This window comes from Streptomyces sp. NPDC048751 (genome assembly GCF_043198595.1).
GTDB lineage: Bacteria > Actinomycetota > Actinomycetes > Streptomycetales > Streptomycetaceae > Streptomyces.
Genome location: NZ_JBICUX010000001.1, coordinates 915,341 through 937,146, shown reverse-complemented (window position 1 = coordinate 937,146; position 21,806 = coordinate 915,341). Strand labels below are relative to the sequence as shown.

Annotated in this window: 21 protein-coding genes; 9 read left to right on the top strand and 12 right to left on the bottom strand. The window is 71.9% G+C overall.

From position 1 onward, the window contains the following. Positions 1-58: 58 nt before the first annotated feature. Positions 59-205, bottom strand: a complete 147-nt coding sequence (locus ACGFNV_RS04175) for a hypothetical protein (protein ID WP_393619203.1) — start codon at positions 203-205, stop codon at positions 59-61. A gap of 250 nt (positions 206-455) precedes the next feature. Between ACGFNV_RS04175 and ACGFNV_RS04170 the strand changes: the two genes are divergently transcribed. Continuing rightward, a complete protein-coding gene (locus ACGFNV_RS04170) occupies positions 456-917 on the top strand; it encodes a universal stress protein (protein WP_393619202.1) in 462 nt (153 codons plus the stop codon). A gap of 436 nt (positions 918-1,353) precedes the next feature. Here the strand turns inward: ACGFNV_RS04170 and ACGFNV_RS04165 are convergent, their stop codons facing one another. Beyond that, on the bottom strand, positions 1,354-2,505 hold the full coding sequence (locus ACGFNV_RS04165) for a CapA family protein (RefSeq protein WP_393619201.1): 1,152 nt from the start codon (positions 2,503-2,505) through the stop codon (positions 1,354-1,356). A 211-nt stretch (positions 2,506-2,716) separates the two neighbouring features. Between ACGFNV_RS04165 and ACGFNV_RS04160 the strand changes: the two genes are divergently transcribed. From ACGFNV_RS04160 to ACGFNV_RS04140, 5 genes are all read left to right on the top strand, one after another. Next, positions 2,717-3,271, top strand: coding sequence for a sigma-70 family RNA polymerase sigma factor (locus ACGFNV_RS04160; protein ID WP_393619200.1), 555 nt, complete (start codon positions 2,717-2,719; stop codon positions 3,269-3,271). A 137-nt stretch (positions 3,272-3,408) separates the two neighbouring features. Beyond that, on the top strand, positions 3,409-3,924 hold the full coding sequence (locus ACGFNV_RS04155; protein ID WP_133925380.1) for a hypothetical protein: 516 nt from the start codon (positions 3,409-3,411) through the stop codon (positions 3,922-3,924). A gap of 144 nt (positions 3,925-4,068) precedes the next feature. Next, positions 4,069-4,725, top strand: a complete 657-nt coding sequence (locus ACGFNV_RS04150; RefSeq protein WP_393619198.1) for a zf-HC2 domain-containing protein — start codon at positions 4,069-4,071, stop codon at positions 4,723-4,725. Between the two features lie 104 nt (positions 4,726-4,829). Further along, positions 4,830-5,222 carry a hypothetical protein gene (locus ACGFNV_RS04145; protein ID WP_393619196.1) on the top strand — a complete coding sequence of 131 codons (393 nt, stop codon included), beginning with the start codon at positions 4,830-4,832 and terminating at the stop codon, positions 5,220-5,222. After that, positions 5,219-7,006 carry a caspase domain-containing protein gene (locus tag ACGFNV_RS04140; protein ID WP_393619194.1) on the top strand — a complete coding sequence of 596 codons (1,788 nt, stop codon included), beginning with the start codon at positions 5,219-5,221 and terminating at the stop codon, positions 7,004-7,006. The genes ACGFNV_RS04145 and ACGFNV_RS04140 overlap by 4 nt, the downstream gene beginning before the upstream one ends. Before the next feature lies 1 nt (position 7,007). On the opposite strand, the gene ACGFNV_RS04135 is transcribed toward ACGFNV_RS04140, so the two are convergent. Beyond that, positions 7,008-7,871 carry an Fpg/Nei family DNA glycosylase gene (locus ACGFNV_RS04135; RefSeq protein ID WP_393619192.1) on the bottom strand — a complete coding sequence of 288 codons (864 nt, stop codon included), beginning with the start codon at positions 7,869-7,871 and terminating at the stop codon, positions 7,008-7,010. Positions 7,872-7,916: 45 nt separating this feature from the next. Then, on the bottom strand, positions 7,917-10,019 hold the full coding sequence (locus ACGFNV_RS04130) for a SpoIIE family protein phosphatase (protein ID WP_393619190.1): 2,103 nt from the start codon (positions 10,017-10,019) through the stop codon (positions 7,917-7,919). Between the two features lie 120 nt (positions 10,020-10,139). Here ACGFNV_RS04130 and ACGFNV_RS04125 point away from each other — a divergent pair, with 120 nt between their 5' ends. Beyond that, positions 10,140-11,561, top strand: coding sequence for a lipase maturation factor family protein (locus ACGFNV_RS04125; protein ID WP_393619188.1), 1,422 nt, complete (start codon positions 10,140-10,142; stop codon positions 11,559-11,561). Here ACGFNV_RS04125 and ACGFNV_RS04120 read toward each other — a convergent pair. The 8 genes from ACGFNV_RS04120 to ACGFNV_RS04085 are packed head-to-tail and all read right to left on the bottom strand — an operon-like array spanning position 11,549 to position 19,444. Next, positions 11,549-12,388 carry an amidohydrolase family protein gene (locus ACGFNV_RS04120; RefSeq protein WP_393619186.1) on the bottom strand — a complete coding sequence of 280 codons (840 nt, stop codon included), beginning with the start codon at positions 12,386-12,388 and terminating at the stop codon, positions 11,549-11,551. The two genes, ACGFNV_RS04125 and ACGFNV_RS04120, sit on opposite strands and share 13 nt — an antisense overlap. Further along, positions 12,385-12,699: an L-rhamnose mutarotase gene (locus ACGFNV_RS04115; RefSeq protein WP_393619185.1), complete on the bottom strand. Its 315-nt coding sequence runs from the start codon at positions 12,697-12,699 to the stop codon at positions 12,385-12,387. Before ACGFNV_RS04115 ends, ACGFNV_RS04120 begins: the two co-directional genes overlap by 4 nt. After that, complete coding sequence (locus tag ACGFNV_RS04110) at positions 12,696-13,664, bottom strand: aldo/keto reductase (protein WP_393619183.1); 969 nt, start codon at positions 13,662-13,664, stop codon at positions 12,696-12,698. Before ACGFNV_RS04110 ends, ACGFNV_RS04115 begins: the two co-directional genes overlap by 4 nt. Then, positions 13,661-14,425 carry an SDR family NAD(P)-dependent oxidoreductase gene (locus ACGFNV_RS04105; protein ID WP_393619181.1) on the bottom strand — a complete coding sequence of 255 codons (765 nt, stop codon included), beginning with the start codon at positions 14,423-14,425 and terminating at the stop codon, positions 13,661-13,663. Before ACGFNV_RS04105 ends, ACGFNV_RS04110 begins: the two co-directional genes overlap by 4 nt. After that, a complete protein-coding gene (locus ACGFNV_RS04100; protein ID WP_393619180.1) occupies positions 14,422-15,786 on the bottom strand; it encodes an L-fuconate dehydratase in 1,365 nt (454 codons plus the stop codon). Before ACGFNV_RS04100 ends, ACGFNV_RS04105 begins: the two co-directional genes overlap by 4 nt. 31 nt (positions 15,787-15,817) lie before the next feature. Further along, positions 15,818-16,867 carry an ABC transporter permease gene (locus ACGFNV_RS04095; protein WP_393619178.1) on the bottom strand — a complete coding sequence of 350 codons (1,050 nt, stop codon included), beginning with the start codon at positions 16,865-16,867 and terminating at the stop codon, positions 15,818-15,820. Beyond that, a complete protein-coding gene (locus tag ACGFNV_RS04090; RefSeq protein ID WP_393619176.1) occupies positions 16,860-18,359 on the bottom strand; it encodes a sugar ABC transporter ATP-binding protein in 1,500 nt (499 codons plus the stop codon). Before ACGFNV_RS04090 ends, ACGFNV_RS04095 begins: the two co-directional genes overlap by 8 nt. Continuing rightward, on the bottom strand, positions 18,356-19,444 hold the full coding sequence (locus ACGFNV_RS04085; protein WP_393619175.1) for a sugar ABC transporter substrate-binding protein: 1,089 nt from the start codon (positions 19,442-19,444) through the stop codon (positions 18,356-18,358). The genes ACGFNV_RS04090 and ACGFNV_RS04085 overlap by 4 nt, the downstream gene beginning before the upstream one ends. A gap of 164 nt (positions 19,445-19,608) precedes the next feature. On the opposite strand from ACGFNV_RS04085, the gene ACGFNV_RS04080 reads away from it, so the two are divergent. Next, on the top strand, positions 19,609-20,349 hold the full coding sequence (locus ACGFNV_RS04080) for a FadR/GntR family transcriptional regulator (RefSeq protein ID WP_393619174.1): 741 nt from the start codon (positions 19,609-19,611) through the stop codon (positions 20,347-20,349). A gap of 95 nt (positions 20,350-20,444) precedes the next feature. Then, positions 20,445-21,788: an amidase gene (locus tag ACGFNV_RS04075; RefSeq protein WP_393619173.1), complete on the top strand. Its 1,344-nt coding sequence runs from the start codon at positions 20,445-20,447 to the stop codon at positions 21,786-21,788. Positions 21,789-21,806: the final 18 nt, after the last annotated feature.

Here is a 21,806-nt window from a genome sequence, read left to right as displayed (position 1 = left end):
TCACCGACACCGGCACGGCGGCACGTTTCCACTCGCCCGGCGCAGTTCCGCTGGCGGGTCAGCGGCGGCGTACCAACGGGATCGGGAGGGAGAGCATGGTGCGCGGTGCGACGCCGACCGGGTAGGTGTCGGTGCCCGCGGCGCGCAGCCGCTTCAGTGTGCGGTGCCGGACACGGACCTGTTCGGGCAGGTCCGCGTCCGGCACGTCGGGGCCCGGTTTCGTCCCCTCCGTCGAGGCCGAGCGCCGACAACGGCGGCAGCCCCTCGGTGGTGGCGGGCCGCTGCCCGCCGTTCGAGTGCCCCTTTCCCCAGCGTTTGTGCAGGGACGGTACGGAGACGAAGCCCTCGGCGAAGGCGCACTCATGGTTTCGACTGTAGGAACAGCGGCGCGTCCTCCCCCGTCGAGCGGGTCCCGGCCTCCGGCCGGACCTGCGGTTTCCGCTACGCTCGTTGCCGTGACGAACCATCACGAACACCAGTTCGAGCTGGGAACGGACGGCCCGAAAGTCATCGTGGTCGGCATGGACGGCTCCGACTCGTCCTACCGGGCCGCGGCCTACGCCGCGGGGCTGGCCCGGCGCCAGCGGGCGCTGCTCGCCGCCGTGTACGTGCAGCCGGTGATGACGGCGAGCGCGGCGCTCGGGGTGCCGGTCGCCGGGACGACCGACGCGATCGCCGAGGACCTCCTGCGGGAGATACGGGACGCCACCGAGCGGGTGAAGGGGGTGTTCGACGTGCGCTGGGAGTTCCACACCTTCCGCGGCGACCCCTACAGCGGCCTGGTGAAGGCCGCGGACGAACTGAAGGCGGACGCCGTGGTGGTGGGAGCCTCGGAGCAGGCGGGACACCGGATCGTCGGTTCGGTCGCGATCCGCCTGGTGAAGGCGGGACGGTGGCCAGTGACGGTGGTGCCGTAGCGCTGCCGCGCGGTCGTTGGCCGACGCGTCACCGCGAGCGCCGCGCCACGGCCGACGAGCACGCCGGCGTGAGCCGACACGCCACCGCAGGCGGGTGCGTCCCCTGGGCCGAAGCGCCCCTCGCGCTGACGCGGCCCGCAGGGCAACACGTATCCAATGGCAGCGCGCTCCAAGGGCCAACGCGCCCCAGAGCCCAACGCAGGCGGGTGCGTGCCCCTCGCCCGAAGCACCCCTGCGCTGACGCGCCCCAGGGGCAACGCGCCCCCAGGGCAACGCGTCCCGAGGGCCTCGCAGGCGGGTGCACGCCCCTCGCCCAAAGCACCCCTTGCGCTGACGCGCCCCCAGGGGCAACCCGCCCCCAGGGCCGACGCCCCCTCGGCCGGCGCACCCCGTGCACCGATCCCGAGCCCCCGGCCCCGGCCCCGGCGGCGTCCTGCTACTCCCCCATCACCAGCCCGTCCTTCGCGGCACCCCGGCTGAGTACGACCTCTCGGATGCGGTCGCGGACGCCGGTCAGTTCGGCGCCCTGGGCGATGGCCCGGTTGACGTCGACCGCGCGGCCGGCGTCGACGTCGAACAGTTGGGGGAGGAACTCCGCCTTGGTGACCTCCCAGCGCCCGCCCGGCCTCTTCGGCGGGGCGAAGGTGAAGCGGGCGATGGTGGACTGGTTGCCGCGGGGGTCCTGGACGCCCTGGTTGAACATCTCGCCGGCGACCTGGTCGCCCATCCCGTAGACCACCCAGGTGCCGTTGACCTTCTCGTAGGCCTGCGGGACATGGGCGTGGGTGCCGAGGATCAGGTCGACGGCCGGGCGGCCGTCCACGCGGGCGGCGGTGAGCCGCTGGGCGAGGCTCTGCTGCAGGGCGTCGGGTTCCTCCTGCCACTCGGTGCCCCAGTGCAGGGACACGACGACCACATCGGCGCCCGCCTGCCGCGCGGCCCGGGCGTCGGCGAGGATCCGCTGTTCGTCGATCAGGTTGACCGCCCAGGGCTGCCCGGGCGGGAACGGCAGGCCGTTGGTGTCGTAGGTGTAGGCGAGGTGGGCGACCTGCGCCGAGCCGGCGCGCAGGATCGTGACGGCGCCCGCCTCGGCCTCCGTACGCGCCGACCCGGCGTGCCGCACACCCCACCGGTCGAGGGTGTCCAGCGTGTGCACGATGCCCGCCGCGCCGTCGTCGAGGGAGTGGTTGGAGGCGGTGGAGCAGCCGTCGTAGCCGACCGAGGCGAGGCCCGCGGCCACTTCGGGCGGTGACTTGAAGACGGGGTAGCCGGTGTAGTCCCCGTTCGCGCCGTACACGGTCTCCATGTGACACAGCGCCAGGTCGGCGCGGGAGACCACGGGCTGGACTCCGGCGAACATCGGGCGGAAGTCGTAGCCCGTGCCGCCGGCGTCGAAGCCCGCCCGTTCGATGATCGAGCTGTGCGGCAGGACGTCGCCGGAGGCGACGAGGGTGAAGGCACCGGAGTCGGCGGCCGGGGCCGGCCGCCCGGGCCCCGAGGGCGGTTCGTGGCGGTGGGCCTGGCAGGCGGCGGCCGAGGCCAGGAGGGCCGTGAGTGCCAGGGCTACCTGTCGTCTGCGTGCGATCATTCCTCACCCCACTGAGGTCATATTTACGCACAAATAGGTACGATATTGGCCGCTGTCGCAAACAGCCTCAGGGCCCCCACTCACCCGTCCGGTGTGCGCGAGTGGCGGGATCCGACCGTTCGTCGAACCGTTCGTCGACGCGATCGACCGTCCGCCGCAGACCCGTGTGCGCCCCCTGTCCCCGGCCGCCGCCCTGCGGTCCCATACGCGCATGACGGCCGGAACCACCCTCACGAACGGTACGAACGGGACGACCGCCGAGCACGAGCTCGCCGCACTCCAGCGCGAGCACGGCCGATCGCTCTTCGCGCTGCTGCTGAGGCTGAGTGACGGCGACCGGCAGCGCGCGGAAGACCTCGTGCAGGAGACGCTGGTACGGGCCTGGCAGCACCCCGAGGCACTGCGCGCCGACGCCTTCGACTCCGTACGGCCGTGGCTGCTCACCGTGGGACGGCGGCTCGCGATCGACGCGCGGCGGGCCCGGCAGGCACGGCCCGCGGAGGTCGGCGACGCGGTGCTCGAGCACGCGCCGATGTGCGCGGACCACGCCGAGCGGTCGGCCGCCACCCTGGATGTGCGGGAGGCTGTGAAGACTCTCACTCCCGAGCACCGTGAAGTCCTGGTGCTCGTGTACTTCCAGGGGGCGAGTGTGGCGGAGGCCGCCGCAACCCTGGGGATTCCGCCCGGTACCGTGAAGTCCCGCGCGTACTACGCGCTGCGCGCCCTGCGCAGGGTGCTACCGGGATACGCGGCCGACCTGCGGTGAAACCAATGGGACAGCAAAACCTCCGTAAAGCGCCTTGCTGAGGACCCCGGTTGAGTAATCGGCTGTCCTTATCCGTGTTCCGGACTGGGGGGCCCGGGTTCGGGCGACGCGCACGCACCGGAGGAAGGCAGGAAGGAATGCCGCACAGAGGTCATCAGAGCACGGACGGCACCGGCGGCGGCGAACTCACCGTTCCCATGGCCTGGTTGTACGCCGAGTACATCGCCGACGAACTGCTGCGGACCGGCGATCTCATGCCGCCGACGTCGTTCGAGTTCCGCGCCGGGCGCGACGCCCTGGCGCTGACCATCTTCCTCTCCGACACCGACGGCGAGCTCCCGGGCATCCGGGTCGTGACCCAGCTGGAGACCTGGCTGTCGCTGACGGCCTACGACCAGCCGTGGCAGGACTGGGTGAGCGAGCGGATGGCCGTACTGACGGCCGAGGCGGCCACGTCCCCGGACCCCGCGCCCGACCTCGAACTGGCCGCCGCCGCCTGGCGTTGGCTGGAGGAGACCGAGCTGCTCGCCCCCGATCTGAACGCGGTGCCGGGCGGTGCTCCGGTGGTCGGTGAGGACGAGGGACCGAAGGTGTGGACGCCCGCCTGGCAGCTGGGGTTGCCCCTCGGGCATCTCGCCATCCATCTTTTTTAGAACCGGACCAATCCGGGGCCCGAACCGCTCCGAATATCTTGGTCTCGATTGTGTGTACGGCTGAGTGATTCGGGTGCCGGGTGCGTACGGGTGGGAGCAAGGAGTAACAACCCCACCCGCCCCCCAACGGCACGAGGATTGCGCATGAGGTCCCAGGAAAGGCATCACGACGCCGGCGCCTACGCGCTCGGCGTGCTGGACGAAGTGGACGCCTTCCGCTTCGAGGACCACCTCATGGAGTGTCCTCAGTGCGCGGCGCAGGTCAGCGAGTTCGGGCCCGCCACACGGCAGTTGATGCTGTACCGGCAGGCGACGCCGCGGGTCGTGCACCCGTTCGCCGGCGCCGGCCCGCGGCTGCTGGACCGGCTGCTCGGCGAGGTCGCCGCGCGGCACCGGGCGCGCCGTCGGCGTGTGCTGTACGCGGTCGCCGCCTCCGTGGTCGTGGCGCTGGCCGGACCCGCTCTGATGATGCTGTCGGCGAGCGGCGGCGAGAGGGAGGCCGTGCAGGTCACCGCGACGGACGAGCGGTCGGGTGTGTGGGCGCAGGTGACGGTCGAGGACGAGGCCTGGGGCAGCAATGTGCAGCTCCAGGTGAAGGACGGCGCGGGCCCTCGCAACTGCCGTCTGATCGTCGTCGGCCGGGACGGCTCGGAACGGACGGTCACCAACTGGATGGTGCCCCACCACGACGCCCGGCCCACCTCCGTGCAGGGCGGTACCGATCTGCACGCCGACGACATCCTCCGCTACGAGATCCGCTCGGCTGAGGGCGAGCAGCTCGTGACCCTCAAGGCCCCCTGATTTGCCAGCTCACAGCCACCGACGGACACTGAACATACGGACGTGGAGCCGCTGATGGCCCGCTCCGCGCCGCCCCTGCGAGCACGACCGAAGGGGCTGAGCCGGTGGAGAAGCAACTGCTGGTCCTCCTCTCCGAGGAGGAAGCGGAACCCGAACGCGTGGCGGAGCTGACCGGCTACCTGCGCGAGGAACTGCTCGAACTGGACGTGGACGACGTCACGGCGGTGCCGGGCGAGGAAGTCCCGCCCGGGGCACGGGCCGTCGACATCACGCAGATCGGCGCCCTGATGGTGGCGCTGGGCAGTTCGGCGACCGCTCTGAACCAGGTCGTGACCGTGGTGCGGTCGTGGCTGGGCCGGTTCCATGACTCACGCCCCTCGCTGCGTCTGGAGTTGGACGGTGACGTCATAGAGGTTTCCGAGGCGACCGACGACCAGGTCAGGGAGGCGTTCGGGATGTTCGTCCGGCGCCATTCCACCGCGGAGGCGCAACCATGACGGAAACCCGGCACGCCCTGATCATCGCCAACGACCACTACGACGACCGGGGACTGAAGAAGCTCAGGGCGCCCGCCCAGGACGCCGCCGCGCTCGCGGAGGTGCTGCAGAATCCGCAGATCGGCGACTTCGACGTGGAGGTCGTGCGCAACGCGCCCGCCGATGTCATGCGCAGACGCATCCAGAAGTTCTTCACCCAGCGCGTCCGCGACGACACCCTCCTGCTGCACTTCTCCTGCCACGGGCTCAAGAGCGAGTCCGGCGAGCTGTACTTCGCCGCCCGGGACACGGAGATGGGGCTGCTGGACGCCACGGCGATCTCGTCCCAGTTCGTCCGCGGCTGCATGTCCCGCACCAGAGCGGGCCGGACCGTGATGTTCCTCGACTGTTGCTACGGCGGCGCCTTCACCCGAGGATCGTCCTCCGTTCGCGCCTCCGGAGACGTGAACGTCCTCGAATCCTTCGAGGCGGCCAAGTCGCCCGGCGGGCGGGGCTGGGCCGTCATCACGGCGTCGGACTCCATGGAATACGCCTTCGAGGGCTCCGATCTCACCGAGAACTCCGCTCCTCGGCCCTCGCTGTTCACGCAGGCGGTGGTGGACGGCCTGAAGACCGGGGAGGCGGACCGCGACGAGGACGGCGAGGTGCGTCTCAACGAGCTCTGCGACTACGTCCAGGACCACGTGCAGGCGGAGAATCCGAACCAGACGCCGAAGCGCACCGTGGAGATGCAGGGGGATCCGTGGCTGGCGCACAGCCGACGTGCCCGCATAAAGATCGCGGCCGAGCCCTCGCCGCCCTTCCTCCAGAACGCCATGAACAGCGACGACATCGTGACCCGGCAGGGCGCCGTCGTGCAGCTGGGCCGCCGTCTGCGCAGCGGCGTCCTCTCCGTCGCCGAAGGAGCCCGCCAGGATCTGGAGCGGATCGCCCGCAACGACCTGCCGGACGTCGCGGGTGACGCGAAGGGTGCCCTGCGCAAGGTCCGGCTGGCTCCCGCACCGACGCGCCTGAACTTCGGCACGGTGCCGCAGGGCTCGACCCCGGAGCAGCGGTCCGTGACACTGGGCGGCCCGCCGCTCGCCCGGCACTGCGTGGCCTATCCGACCCGGTCATGGGTGCGGGTGGACCCGATGCCCACCGGTCTCAAGGTCGGCGTGGAGACGTCCGGACAGGGGCACCTGACCGCGGACATCGTGCTGAAGGGGGTCGCCGAGGAGACGCTGATCCCCGTCGAGGTGACGGTGGAGCCGACCACCGGCCGGGGGCCCACGACGGACCAGGAGCCGACGGCGTCCGATGATGCGACCGAGCCGCACGACGTGGTCGTCCACCCTCCGCCGCCCGAGGAGCCACCGCCCGAACCGCCGCCGGAGGAACCCCCGAGGCGGGCTCCGTTCACGTTCAGCCGCGCCCCGGCCCTCGCCGGAGCGGCCCTCGCTCTCGCCGTCACCGCGGTCATCACGGTCATCCTGGCCATCCAGGCCGGAGCGGTGGCCGTCGGGGATCGGGCCGACGCGGGAGTGGACGGCAACCTCGAGGACAACATTCGCGACCAGGGAGCACTTGCGCCGCTCATCATCTCCCTGATCACCGCCGCCTTGGCAGTCGTCGTCAGCGCCCTCGCACGGCACGACCTCGGAACGCGGCGGGAGCACGTCACGGACTCGGCGGCCCGCCACACCGGCACCATGACCTCGGTCGCGAAGGGCCTGGCGATCCCCGCGCTGGTCCTCGGCGTGCTCATGATGGTCGCCTACCTGGTGGGCAGCCAGTACTGGTGACCTACTTCAGCAGCCTCGACATCCTGCGGTCCGCCAGCGGCTTGCCCCCCGTCTGGCAGGTCGGGCAGTACTGGAGGGACGAGTCGCTGAAGGAGACCTCGCGGATGGTGTCGCCGCAGACCGGGCAGGGCTCGCCGGTGCGGCCGTGGACGCGCAGGCCGGTCTTCTTCTCGGACTTGAGGCGGCCGGCGGCGAGGCCGCGGGAGCGGTCGACGGCGTCGGTGAGGGTGGTGCGCAGGGCGGTGTAGAGGGTGTCGGTCTCCTCCGGGGTGAGGGAGGCGGCCAGCTTGAAGGGGGACATCTTCGCGGCGTGCAGGATCTCGTCGCTGTAGGCGTTGCCGACGCCGGCGATGAGGCTCTGGTCGCGCAGGGCGCCCTTGATCCGGCGGCGCTCCCCGGAGAGGAGCCCGGCGAGTCTTGCTGCGTCGAAGTCGGCCGCGAGCGGGTCGGGGCCGAGGCGGGCGACGCCGGGGACCTGCTGCGGGTCGTGTACGACGTACACCGCGAGCCGCTTCTGGGTGCCGGCCTCGGTGAGGTCGAAGCCCTCGCCCGTCTCCAGGGCGACCCGCAGGGCGAGGGGGCCCTTGCCGGGGCGGGGCGGGCCGTCGGGGAGGCGGTCCTTCCAGTGGAGCCAGCCGGCGCGGGCCAGGTGGGTCACGAAGTGCGGGCCGCCGTCCGTCTCCAGGTCGAGGAACTTGCCGTGGCGGTGCACGGCGGTGATCTCGCGCCCCTCGACGGCGGTCACGGGCGGGTCGTACGTCTTCAGGACGCTGATGGCGACGGGCAGGACGCGCACGATCTCGTGACCGACGGCACGCTCGGTCAGGAAGTCCTTGAGCGCTTCGACCTCGGGCAGTTCCGGCATACGTCCAGAGTGCCACCGGGGACCGACACCCTCAGCTCCGGATGCTCAGCCGCCGGGCACCCTGAACTCGCTCCACACGCACTTGCCGCCGCCCCGCGCCTCCACGCCCCACTCGTCCGTGAGGAGCTCGACCAGGAGCAGGCCGCGCCCCGAGACGCCGGACTCCCCGGCCTCGCGGCGGCGCGGCAGGGCGCTGGAGGAGTCCTCGACCTCGACGCGCAGACGGCGGTCGGTGTCGCCCAGGACCCGCAGGGTGACGATGGCGGCGCCCTCGGTGTGCATGAGGGCGTTGGTGATGAGTTCGTCGGCGGCCAGCTCGATCTCGTCGGCGCGGTCCCACAGGCCCCAGGTGCGGACCGCGGCGCGGATCATGTGCCGGGCGCCGGTGAGGGCCTCGGGGTCGCCGGGAGCCACGTGCTGCTGGAGCCGGCCGCCGGGCCGCAGGGTGTCCGGGCCCCGGCGGCGCAGCAGGAGCAGGGCCACGTCGTCGTCGCCGGCGCGTTCCTCGGCGATGTCGATCAGCCGGTCGGCGAGGCCGCGTACGTCGTCGGGGCCGTGGGCGATGAGGCTGGTGAGGGTCTTCATGCCGTCGTCGAGGTCGGCGCCCGGCTGCTCGACCAGTCCGTCGGTGCACAGCAGCAGGGTGTGACCGGGGTCGAGTTCGAGGGTGGTGACCGGGTAGTCGAGGGTGCCGAACTCGGCGGAGAGGCCGAGCGGCAGGCCGCCCGTGACCGGGATGCGCCGGCAGGTGCCGTCGGGCGCCCGCACCAGCGGGTCGATGTGGCCGGCCCGGACCACCTGGACCACGCCGGTGGACAGGTCGGCCTGCGCGTACAGGCAGGTGGCGAAGCGGTCGGTGTCGAGTTCGTGCAGGAAGACGGAGGCGCGGGCCATCACCGTGGACGGGGGATGGCCCTCGGCGGCGTAGGCGCGCAGCACGATGCGGAGCTGGCCCATGACGGCGGCGGCGTGCGTGTCGTGGCCCTGGACGTCGCCGATGACGGCGCCGACCCGGCCTCCGCCGGAGGGGGTACCCCCAGGCAGCGGGATCAGGTCGTACCAGTCGCCGCCGATGTCCCGGCCGAGGGAGCCGCCGATCGTGGCGGCGCGGTAGCGGACGGCGATGTCGGCGCCGGGGACGCTGGGGATGGTGCGCGGCAGCATGGCCTGCTGGAGGCCCTGGGCGATGTCCTTCTCCTGCTCGTAGAACATGGCGCGTTGCAGGCTCTGCGCGATGCTGCTGCCGAGCGCGACGAGGATGTTGCGCTCCTCGGGGGTGAAGCCGTGCCGGTCGCTGTAGAGCAGGCCCATGGCGCCGATGGGGCGGGCCTGGACGATGAGGGGCAGGTAGGCGGCCGAGGTGATGTTCAGGTCGGTGATGTACGGCCACAGGACGGGGTAGCCGGCGGCGAACTCCTCGGGCGACTCGATGAACCGCGGGCTGAGGGTGCGGACGACCTCGCTCATGGGGTAGGGCTCGTCGATGCGGGTGACGAGGGTGCCGGGCACGAAGCTGCCCGCGGGTCCCTCGGCGACCAGCCGGATGCGGCCCGCCTCGACCAGGCCCATGACGAGGCTGGTCGCGCCGAGGTGGGTGAGGCCGTGAATGTCCTTGAGGACGTCGATGACGTCCCGCACGGTGCGGGCGTGCGCGAGGGCGGCCGTGGTGAGCTGGACGACGTTGGTCTGCTCACGGCGGGCGTCGTCCAGGGCTGCCTCGTCGCCGCGGTCGGCGAGGTCCCTCAGCTCCTCGGCGGCGTCGCGGACGATGCCGATGATCCGCCGGGGGCGGCCCGTCTCGTCACGGCGGATGTAGCCCTGGGTGTGGGTCCAGCACAGGCTGCCGTCGCGGCGGCGGATGCGGAAGTAGGCGCCGTAGTTCTCGCTGCCGTCCTTGATGGCCTGGGCGACGAGGGTGTCCAGGCGGACGGCCTCCGCCTCCGGGAACCGCGGGGCCAGGCTCTCCGGGCGGCCGTCGTACTCCTCGGGGAGCACGTCGAAGATCTCGTGGGCCCGGGCGTCCATGTGGTAAAGGCCGGTGTCCAGGTCCCAGTCGAAGCTGCCCATGCGGTTGAGGGCGAGGATCGGATCCGGGTGGGCGGGCCAGTCGTCCGGGAGTGACAGCGCGCTCGCTCCCCGATCAGCCATGCGCCCACTTTGTCAGGATTTGCCCGATTCTTCGAGCGGGCGGAACACCTGGGTTACCCAGTCCGAGGCATGGAACACGGTGAGTGACGGGGCCGGAGAGAAGAAGAGGAGCGCGAGGCCGTGGAGTGGTTCACCGCACCCGAGTACTGGGTGAGCCGGCTGGTCTTCCAGCGGGCTCTGGCCTGCGTGTATCTGGTCGCGTTCCTCACGGCGGCCCTCCAGTTCCGCGCGCTGCTGGGCGAGCGGGGGATGCTGCCGATCCCCCGGTTCGTCCGGCGTGTGCCGTTCCGGCGGGCGCCGAGCCTGTTCCATCTGCACTACTCGGACCGTTTCTTCGCCGTCTGCGCCTGGACGGGGTGCGCGGTGTCGGTGGCGCTGATCGCGGGTCTGGACTCCCTGGTGCCGCTGTGGACGGCGATGCTGCTGTGGCTGGTGCCGTGGGCGCTGTACCTGTCGATCGTCAACGTCGGCCAGACCTGGTACGGCTTCGGCTGGGAGTCCCTGCTCCTCGAGGTGGGGTTCCTCGCCGTCTTCCTCGGCAACGACGAGGTGGCTCCGCCGTTCCTCGTGCTGTTCCTGCTGCGCTGGATCCTGTTCCGGGTGGAGTTCGGGGCGGGTCTGATCAAGCTGCGGGGCGACGAGTGCTGGCGGAAGCTGACCTGCCTGGACCACCACCACGAGACACAGCCGATGCCGGGCCCGCTGAGCTGGTTCTTCCACCATCTGCCCGGGCCGCTGCACCGGGTCGAGGTGGCCGCCAACCACGTCACGCAGCTCGTGGTGCCGGTCCTGCTGTTCACCCCGCAGCCGATCGCCACGGCCGCCGCCTGCCTGATGATGGTCACCCAGCTGTGGCTCGTCCTGTCGGGCAACTTCTCCTGGCTGAACTGGATCACCATCGTGCTGGCCGTGTCGGCCCTGCGGCTGCCGGGCGAGGCACCGTCGCTGCCCGGCACCCCGCTCTGGTACGAGGTCGTCGTCCTGGCGGTGGCCGCGCTGCTGGTGTTCCTGAGCTATCGCCCGGTCGTGAACATGATCTCCCGCGCCCAGGTCATGAATCGCTCCTTCGACCCGCTCCACCTGGTGAACACCTACGGCGCGTTCGGCAGCGTGAGCCGCGTCCGCTACGAGGTGGTGGTCGAGGGCACGCCCGACGACGTGCCGCGCGAGGACTCCGAGTGGCGCGAGTACGAGTTCAAGGGCAAGCCGGGCGATCCACGGCACTGGCCGCGCCAGTACGCCCCGTACCACCTCCGGCTGGACTGGATGATGTGGTTCGCCGCGCTCTCCCCCGCGTACGCCGGGGCGTGGTTCGGTGTCATGGTCGAACGGCTCCTGGAGAACGACCGCGACACCCTGAAGCTGCTGCGCCGCTCCCCGTTCCCGCCCGACGAGCCTCCGCGCTACGTCCGCGCCCGCCTCTTCCGCTACCGCTACACGAGCTGGCGGGAGCTGCGGGCGACGGGCGCGTGCTGGGAGCGGACGTATGTGCGGGAGTTTCTGCCGCCGACCCGGCTGGCGGTGGCGGTTCAGAGGTCGTAGACGCGGGCGGCGGTGGTCTCGAAGAGGAGCGTGCGTTCGTCGGGGCTCAGCTCCTGCGTCAGCCGGCCGGCTGTCGACAGCACCTCGGCGTACGTCGCCGCCAGTGTGCACACCGGCCAGTCCGAGCCGAACATCAGCCGGGCCGGTCCGAAGGCCTCCAGCACCGTGTCGGCGTAGGGGCGCAGGTCGTGGACGGTCCAGTGGGCGTGGTCGGCCTCGGTGACCATGCCGGAGAGCTTGCAGACGGTGTTGGGGAGTGCGGCAAGCGCGCGGACGGCGGTGGCCCAGGGTTCGCGCGTGCCGGAGGCGATGGGCGGTTTGCCGAGGTGGTCCAGGACGAACGTGAGGCCGGGGTGGTCGGCGGCCGCCTTGGCGCAGGCGGGGAGCTGGTGGGGCAGGACGACCAGGTCGTAGGCCAGGCCCGCGTCGGCGACGGCGGCGAGGCCGCGGTGGACGTCGGGGCGCAGCAGCCACCGCGGGTCGGGCTCGCCCTGGACCTGGTGGCGAACGCCCTTGAGGTGGTGGCCGCCGGGGAGTTCGCGGAGCCGGGCCAGTTCGTCGGCCACGTCGGGGCGGGTCAGGTCGGTCCAGCCGACGACGCCCGCGACCAGGTCGTGTCCGGCGGCGAGGGCGAGGAACTCGGGGGTCTCCTCGGGCACGGTGACCGTCTGCACCAGGACCGTGCGGTCGACGCCGGCCGCGCGGGCCTCGGGTGCGAGGTCGTCGAGGGTGAAGTTCCGGCGCAGTGGCTGGAGTTCGGGCCCCCGGATCCAGTCCTGGTCGCGGACGGACAGGTCCCAGACGTGGTGGTGGGCGTCGACGCTCACGGCAGCTCCCACACGACGGGCAGGCCGGCGGCGGCGCCTTCGTCGGAGTAGTCGTGCACCACGTCGAGCAGTTCGGCCATGCGGGCCTGCCAGGCCACGTTGACCGGGAGTTTCTCCAGTTCGGCGAGGAGTCGGGCGTAGTCCTCGCAGTCGAGGACGTGGAAGAGGTCGGTGCCGCTGCGCCAGATCGTCCAGGACGTGGCGCCGGCGGCGCGGATGGCGTCGGTGAGTTCCTTCGGGACCTCGCGGTGGGCGGCTTCGTACGCGTCGATCCGGTCGGCGCGGACCTTGGTGTGCAGGGCGACTCTCATGACGGCTCCTCCCGGGGCAGCAGACCGGTGTCGTGCAGCTCCTGCCAGAAGGCGGCGGGGACGGGGGTCGCGAACTGCTCGGCGCCGTCGCGCACCTCGTCCGCCGTGCGGGCGCCGACCAGCACGCTCGCGACCGCCGGGTGGGCGGTGCAGAAGGCCAGGGCGGCGGCGCGCAGGGTGATGCCGTGCCGGTCGGCGACCGCCTGCATGCGCCGGGCCTTCTCGAGCAGCTCGACCGGCGCCTGGGCGTAGTTGTAGGTCGCTCCGGGTCGTGGGTCCGCCAGCAACCCCGAGTTGAAGGCGCCCCCGATGACGACCGACACGCCCCGTTCGAGGGCCGCGGGCAGCAGCTCGGCCCCGGCGCGCTGGTCGAGCAGGGTGTAGCGGCCCGCGCACAGCACCACGTCGACGTCGGTGTCCCGCACGAAGCGGGTGAGCATCTCCGCCTGGTTCATGCCGGCGCCGATCGCGCCGACCACACCCTCCGCGCGCAGCTTCTCCAGGGCCGGGTAGCCCTCGCGGAAGGCCTGTTCGGCGTGGTCGTCGGGGTCGTGCAGGTAGACGACGTCGACGCGGTCGAGGCCTAGGCGTTCCAGGCTCGCCTCCAGGGTGCGCCGTACGCCGTCGGCGGTGAAGTCCCAGACGCGGCGGTGGGTGGCGGGGACGGCGAAGCCGCCCGCGAGGTCGTCGCCGGTGCCGTCGGCGGGTTCCAGGCGGCGGCCCACCTTCGTCGACACCGTGTACCGCTCGCGGGGGTGCTCGCGCAGGGCGGCGCCGAGGCGGCGCTCGGAGAGGCCGAGGCCGTAGTGGGGCGCGGTGTCGAAGTAGCGCAGGCCCTGCCGCCAGGCCTCGGTGACGGCGTCGTACGCCTGCTCGTCGGTGACCTCGGTGTACAGGTTGCCGATCACGGCGGCGCCGAAGCCGAGGCCGCTGACCTCGACGCCGCTGCGGCCGAGGGTGCTCACTGCCCCACCGGCCGAAGGCGCAGGCCCTGCATGCCGCCGTCGACCGCGAGGGCGGTGCCGGTGGTGGCGCCGGACAGGGGGCTCGCCAGGTAGGCGATGGCGCCTGCGACCTCGGCGGCGGTGACCAGGCGGCCGGTGGGCTGGCGGGCCTCCAGGGCGGCACGTTCGGCCGCCGGGTCGTCGGCCTTGTCCAGGAGCCGGCCGACCCAGGGGGTGTCGGCGGTGCCGGGGTTGACGCAGTTGACGCGGATGCCCTCGCGGACGTGGTCGGCGGCCATGGCGAGGGTCAGGGAGTACACGGCTCCCTTGGCCGCGCTGTACAGGGCCCGCTGCGGCAGGCCGGCGGTGGCGGCGATGGAGCAGGTGTTGACGATGGCCGCGTGGGAGGAGGCACGCAGGTGCGGCAGGGCGGCGCGGGCCGTGCGGACCATGCCGACGACGTTGACGTCGAGGACGCGGTGCCACTCGGCGTCGTCGTTGTCCTCGACGGTGCCCAGGGCGCCGATGCCCGCGTTGTTGACCAGTACATCGAGGACGCCGTGGCCGCCCAGGTCGGCGACGGCGGCCTCGACGGCCGCGCGCACGGCGGCGTCGTCGGAGACGTCGGCCGTGTACGCGAGCAGCGGCTTCTCGACCGATGACGTGTCCAGGTCGAGTACGGCGACCCGGGCGCCGCGCGCGGCCAGCAGCTCCGCGGTGGCGCGGCCGATGCCGGAGGCGCCGCCCGTCACCAGTGCGCCGAGACCCTCGAAGTCGCTCATGCCGCGTGCCCCTTCTTCGCCTTGACGTCGGCCTCGGTGCCGGCATCGATGTCAGCGGCCCAGAAGGTGCCGCCGGGATAGGTGTACCGCGCGATCGACTCCGGGCGCATGGCCGCCGAGAAGCCCGGCAGAGAGGGGACCTTGTAGTGGCCTCGGTGGATCACCACCGGGTCGAGGAAGTGGTCGTGCAGATGATCCACGTACTCGATGGTGCGGTCGTCGATGGTGCCCGAGACCGCGAGGTAGTCGAACATCGACAGGTGCTGGACGAGTTCGCACAGCCCGACGCCGCCCGCGTGCGGGCAGACGGGGACGCCGAACTTCGCGGCGAGCAGCAGGATGGCGAGGTTCTCGTTGACGCCGCCGACGCGGGCCGCGTCGAGCTGGAGGATGTCGACGGCGCCCGCCTGGAGCAGCTGCTTGAAGACGATCCTGTTCTGCACGTGCTCGCCGGTGGCGACCCTGACCGGGGTGACGGCCCGGCGGATCGCCGCGTGGCCGAGGATGTCGTCCGGGCTGGTGGGCTCCTCGATCCAGTACGGCTCGAACTCGGCGAGGGCCTTGGTCCAGCGGACGGCCTCGTCGACGTCCCAGCGCTGGTTGGCGTCGATCGCGAGGCGGATGTCCGGGCCGACGACCTGGCGGGCGACGCGGCAACGGCGTACGTCGTCGTCGAGGTCGGCGCCGACCTTCAGTTTGATCTGGGTGAAGCCGTCGGCGACCGCCTCGGCGGCGAGCCGGGTGAGCTTGGCGTCGTCGTAGCCGAGCCAGCCGGCCGATGTGGTGTAGGCGGGGTACCCGTGTTGGAGCAGGAGGTTCAGTCGCTCCTGTCTTCCCTCACGGGCGCCGCGGAGGATGGCCAGGGCGTCGTCGGGGGTGAGGGCGTCGGTGAGGTAGCGGAAGTCGATCTGGGCGACCAGCCACTCGGGCTCGGCGTCGGCGAGCAGGCGCCACAGGGGCTTGTCGGCGCGTTTGGCCGCCAGGTCCCAGACGGCGTTCATCACCGCCCCGATCGCCATGTGCATCACGCCCTTCTCGGGGCCGAGCCAGCGCAGCTGGCTGTCGCCGATCAGGTCGCGGTTCAGGCTGCCCGGGTCGGCGCACAGCTCCTGCACCGACCGGCCGACGACATGACCGCGCAGTGCCTCGATCGCGGCGACCTGGACCTCGTTGCCCCGCCCGATGGTGAAGGTGAACCCGTGCCCCTCGTGCCCGTCCTCGGCGTCCGTGCGCAGGACGACGTAGGCCGCCGAGTAGTCGGGGTCCGGGTTCATCGCGTCGGAGCCGTCGAGCTCGCGCGAGGTGGGGAAGCGGATGTCGTGGGTGTCGACCGCGGTGACGCGGGCGGGGGTCGGGGACACGGGGTGCCTTTCCGTCGGTTGGTGGGGGGGGTCAGTCCTGGGCGCGGCCCGTGGTCACTCGGGCGATCATGAGGGCGACGAGGATGATGCCGCCGTAGATGGCCTGGATCCAGAACGACGGCACCTGGGCGAGGGTGAGCAGGTTCTGTACGACGCCCAGCAGGAGGACGCCGGTGAGGGCGCCGAACATGGTGCCCTTGCCGCCGTCGAGGCTGATGCCCCCGATCACCGCGGCCGCGAACACGGTGAAGATCATGTTGTTGCCCTGGTTGGCGCTGATCGCGCCGACGTACCCGGTCTGCAGGAGGCCGCCCACCGAGGCGAGCGCGCCGGCCACCACGAACACGCCCAGCATCACGCGCTCCACGCGGATGCCGGCCGCGCGGGCCGCCGCCGGGTTGCCGCCGATGGCGTACAGGGCGCGTCCGACCCGGTGGTACTTCAGGACGAACCCGGCGACCGCGAAGGCGGCCGCGGCCAGCCACACCGACATCGGGACCGTGAGGAAGGTGGTGGTCGCCAGGGAGTAGAAGGAGTCCGGCATGCCGAAGAGCGTCTTGCCCTTGGTGGCGCCGACCAGCAGTCCGCGCAGCACGATCAGCATCGCGAGCGTCACGATGAACGCGTTCAGCTTGAACTTCACGACCAGGACGCCGTTGAAGGCGCCGACGGCGGCGCCCGTGACGAGGACCGCCAACAGGGCCAGCCCGGCGGGGAGTTCGGTGCCCCAGCCGGAGGCGGCCGCGGGCAGGACCAGGAGTGCGCCCACGGCGGGCGCGATACCGACGACCGACTCCAGGGACAGGTCGAACTTGCCGGTGATCAGCACCAGCGACTCGGCGAGCACCACCATGGCGAGCGCGGCGGAGGCGCCGAGGATCGAGATCAGGTTGCGCTCGGTGAGGAAGGAGTCGTTGACGACCGCGCCGAGCACCATGAGCAGCAACAGGGCGGGCACGAGAGCCAGTTCGCGGGCCCGGCGCAGCAGGACCGTCCGGGCGGATGCCACGGCGGGGCCGCCGACGGCGGCGAGCGGCGGGGCGGTCCCGGTGCCGTTCGCGCCGGCCTTGCTGTCAAGCATGGTCCACTCCTTCGATGGAGGCGATCAGGTCGTGATCGCGCCAGCCCGCCGGGTGCTCGGCGACGACACGGCCGTGGAAGAGGACGAGGACGCGGTCGCAGCGGCGCAGGTCGTCGAGCTCGTCGGAGACGACGAGTACGGCGGTGCCGTCCTCGCGGGCGCTGTCCACGCGGGCGAGCAGGGACTCCTTGGACTTCACGTCGACGCCCGCGGTGGGGTTGATGAGGACGAGGAGACGCGGGTCGGAGGCGAGCGCGCGGGCCATGACGACCTTCTGCGCGTTGCCGCCCGACAGGTCGGAGACGGGCTGGTCCGGGCCCTCGGCATGGATGTCGAGGCGGTCGATCAGCGCGGTGGCGAAGCCACGCCTGCGTTCGGTGCCGATGAAACCGAGGCGCCCGAGCCGCTCCAGGACGCTCAGGGTGGCGTTGTCGCCGATGGTCATGCCGGTGACCAGGCCCTGGTCGTGCCGGTCGCGGGGGACACAGCCGACTCCGGCTTCCAGGGCCGCCTGCACGTCGCCGAACGGAAGGTGCTCGCCGTCGAGTCGAGCGGTTCCGCGGGTCGGTGTGTACAGGCCGGCGAACGACTCGGCGAGTTCGATCTTGCCGCTGCCGCTGATGCCGGCGAGGCCGACGACCTCGCCGCGGCGGACGGTGAGGTCGACGTTGTCGTACGCGTCCGACGTGAGCCCGCGCGCTTCGAGCAGGACGGGGGCGGTGTCGTCGACGGCTGTTTCCTTCAGGCCCTGTTCGGCGATCACCTCGATGGACTCCCCCGCCATGGCCTCCACCAGCGCCGCCCTCGGCAGGTCGGCGACCGGTGCCGTGGTGATCCAGCGGGCGTCGCGCAGGACGGTGACGGTCTGGCAGACCTCGTAGACCTCCTGGAGGTGGTGCGAGATGAACAGGAAGGTGACGCCCGAGTCCTGAAGGGCGCGCATGCGGGTGAAGAGGCGCTCGATCTCGCGGTTGTCGAGCTGTGCGGTCGGTTCGTCGAGGACGATGAAGCGGGCGCCGAAGCTCAACGCCCTCGCGATCTCCACCATTTGCCGGTCCTCGACCTTGAGGTCGGCGGTGCGCGCCTCGGGGTCGACGCGCACGTCCCAGGTGTCGAGGAGCTGGGCGGCCTCGGTCTTCAGTCGGCGCCAGCTGATGAACCCGCGGTGCAGCGGCTGGCGGTTGATGAACAGGTTCTCGGCGACGGTCAGCTCGGGTACGACCGTCGGGTGTTGGTACACGCAGGCGACCTTGCGGCGCCAGGCGTCGCGGTCGGCGAGCGCGGGCGCGGGGTCGCCGTCGAAGCGGACCTCGCCCTCGTCGGGGGCCTGGAGGCCGGTGAGGACGTTGACCAGGGTGGACTTGCCGGCGCCGTTGCGGCCGACGAGGGCGTGGGACTCGCCGGGCAGCACGGTGAGCCGGCCGTCGGCGAGGGCGACGGTGGGGCCGTACCGCTTGACGACGCCCCGCGCCTCAACGAGTGGAGTGCTCATCCGACCGTGTTGCCCCACAGCTCGGGGTCGTCGACGTTGTCCTTGGTGACCAGGGGCGCCGGGAGCTGGTCCTCGAGGATGCCGCTGGGCAGCTTGACGATCGTGGAGTCGTGGTCGGTCGGTCCGGGCTTGAAGGTCTTCCCCTGCATCGCCGCCTTGATGTAGTACATGCCGTACTTGGCGTAGGCGTCGGCGGGCTGGGAGACGGTGGCGTCGATCTCGCCCTTGCGGATGGCGTCGAACTCCTGCGGGATGCCGTCGTTGGAGACGATCCTGATGTGGCCCGCGCTTCCGGCCTTCTTCAGCATCCCCTTCGACTTGAGGGTCTGCAGCGTCGGCGCGAGGTAGACCCCGCCGGCCTGCATGTAGATGCCCTTGATGTCGGGGTTGGCGTTGAGGAGGGTGTCCAGCTTGGAGGCCGCGGTGTCGGACTCCCACTTGGCGGGGATCTCCAGCACCTTCAGCTTGGGGAAGTTCTTCTTCACGCAGGAGCGGAACGCCTCGGAGCGGTCGCGGCCGTTGACCGAGGCGAGGTCGCCCATGATCTGCACGACCTTGCCGGAGGAGATGTTCTTCCCGAGGTACTGGCAGGCCTTCTCGCCGTAGGCGACGTTGTCCGCGCGGACGACCATGGCGACCTTGCCCTTGTCCGGGGCCACGTCCACGGCGACGACCGGTACGCCCTTGCGTTCGGCCTGGTCGAGTCCGGCCTCGATGGCGGCGCTGTCGAGCGGGGCGACGACCAGGCCTTCCACGCCTTGGTTGAGCTGGTTGTTGATGTCGGTGATCTGCTGTGAGGGGTCGCTGTTGGAGTTGACCGTCTTCAGCGCGTCGACACCCTCCGACTTGGCCATCTTGGGCACGTAGTCGTTGTACGACTGCCAGAACGGCGAGGTCAGCAGGGGCAGGATCACCCCGACCTTGCCGGTGCCGTCGCTCTTTCCGCCTCCGGCACCGGAGGCGCCGGTGTCCTTGGTGCTGCCGCACGCGCCGAGCACGAGCGAGGCGCCGACCGCCGCGGCCACCACGCCGACGATCCGAGTCCTGTTCCGCTTCCACCCTGTTCTGACTGTCCTGCCGGTCATCTGGCAGCTCCTCATTGAGCGTCTTCGAGCAGATGCCCGCATACTTATCAGACCACTTCCCCTCGGGAACACCCTTCGGCGTCAATTTTCCCGCTTCTCGGCCATAGTGGTCCGACCACTCGGGTGGCTAAACTGCGGCGCATCCGGTGAGTGGAGGAGACGGCGTGGAGCAGACGGCCCCGCAGAAGGGCACGGTGACGCAGCGCGCCATCGAGCGGATCAAGGCGATGATCGCGGAGGGCCGTCTGGAGCCGGGCCAGCGGCTGCCGACCGAGCGCGACCTCGCGGCCCAGCTCGGCATCTCACGCAGCTCGATGCGTGAGGCGATCCGCGCGCTGACGGTCCTCGGGGTGCTGGAGGCCCGCCACGGCTCCGGCATCTACGTGACCCAGCTCCAGGCCGGTGACCTGCTGGAGACCTTCGGCGTGGTGGCCGACCTGTCCCGTGGCCCGCGGCTGGTGGAACTGCTCGAACTCCGGCGGATCCTGGAGTCGACGGCGACCGCGCTGGCCGCCGCCCGCATCACTCCCGGCCAGCTCGCGACGGTGGAGAAGCACCTGACGGCGATGAACGCCTCCGACGATCCGGAGGAGATCCTCGCCCACGACCTCGCCTTCCACCGGGAGATCGCGGTGGCCGCCGGCAACGAGACCATGGCCGCGATCCTGGAGGGCCTGTCCTCCCGCACCTTCCGCGCCCGCGTCTGGCGCGGCTACCAGGAGGAGGGTGCCTTCGACCGCACCCGCCGCGAGCACGCCGCCATCCACCGCGCCCTGGCCGCCCGCGATCCGGAGGCGGCCCGCACGGCGGCGGCCTCGCACGTGGGCGAGGTGGAGACGTGGCTGCGGTCGCAGCTCAGCGGCGGAGCTGCTCCGTCAGCGGCCGGGACGGCCGGAACGGAGTAGAACTCGATGCAGGGGTGGCCGAACGGGCGTGCGGGGCGCAACGGTTTACTTCACCTCGTTCACCTCGTTGACCCCATCACTCCCGAGGAGCGCCCGTGAGCACCTGGGTCGGTCGGACCGCCGCCGAGATCGCCGTCGCCGTACGTGAGAAGCGGGCCACGCCACGGGAGGTGGTCGCCGAGCATCTCGCCCGGATCGAGCGGCTGGACGGCCGGATCGGGGCGTTCCGTACGGTGCGGGCCGAGGCCGCGCTCGCCGAGGCGGACGCGGTGGGCGCCCGCGCGGACCTGACCGAACTGACGCTCGCGGGCGTGCCGGTGGCGGTGAAGGACAACCTCGGGGTGCGCGGTGAGTCGACCCGGGTGGGCTCGGCGGCGACGCCGGACACGCCCGCCGGTGACGACCATGTCACCGTGGCCCGGTTGCGTGCGGCGGGCGCGGTGGTCGTGGGGCTGACGAACGTGCCGGAGCTGTGTGTCTTCGGCACCACCGACGGCGTCCACGGCATCGCCCGCAACCCGTGGGACACCTCGCGCACGGCGGGCGGCTCGTCCGGCGGCAGCGCGGCCGCGGTCGCCGCGGGGCTGGTGCCGGTCGCCCTCGGCAACGACGGCATGGGCTCGCTGCGCATCCCCGCGGCCAACTGCGGCCTGGTCACCATCAAGCCGGGCCACGGGGTGGTGCCCGCGGGGATCGGCGAGGGCGACTGGTTCGGCATGTCGGAGAACGGCCCGCTCGCGACGACCGTCGAGGACGCGCGCCTGCTGCTGTCGGTCCTCGCGGACCCCGACGTCGTACGCCCCGCCGCGCCCGGTACGCGCAGGATCGCCCTCTCGCTGCGCAGCCCGCTCGCCGGCGTCACCATCAGCCGTCCGTACGCGGACGCGGCGCGGGAGGCGGCCGGGCTGCTGATCAGGGCCGGTCACCAGGTGCGGCGCGCCGACCCGCCGTACCCGCAGTCGCTGAGCCTGACCTCGCTCGCGCACTGGACGGCGGGCACGGCCGTGGACGCCCAGGGGCTCGACCCGCGGCTGCTGACCCGGCGCACCCGCGTGCACGCCGCCGTGGGACGGCGCTTCCTGCCCGTGGTGCGCCGCGGCGGAAGCAGGGAGGCGCTGCGCCGGCGCCTGGAGCCGTTCTTCGACGCGTACGACGTGCTGCTCACGCCGGCGCTGGCCCGCCGCTCCCCGCAGGCGGCGCCGTGGCACGAGCGGGGCTGGCTGCGCAACCTCGTGGCCAACACCGCGTACTCGCCGCTGACCCCGCCGTGGAACCTCACCGGCTGGCCGGCGATGTCGGTCCCGATCGGCACGCTCCCCTCGGGCGCCCCCTGCGCCGTGCAGCTGGTGGGGCGGCCCGGGTCGGAGGCGGAACTCCTGGAGCTGGCGGGGCGGTTGGAGGAGCTGCGTCCGTGGCGGCGGACGGCGCCGCTCGACTGAGAGAGCGACTCCCGGCCG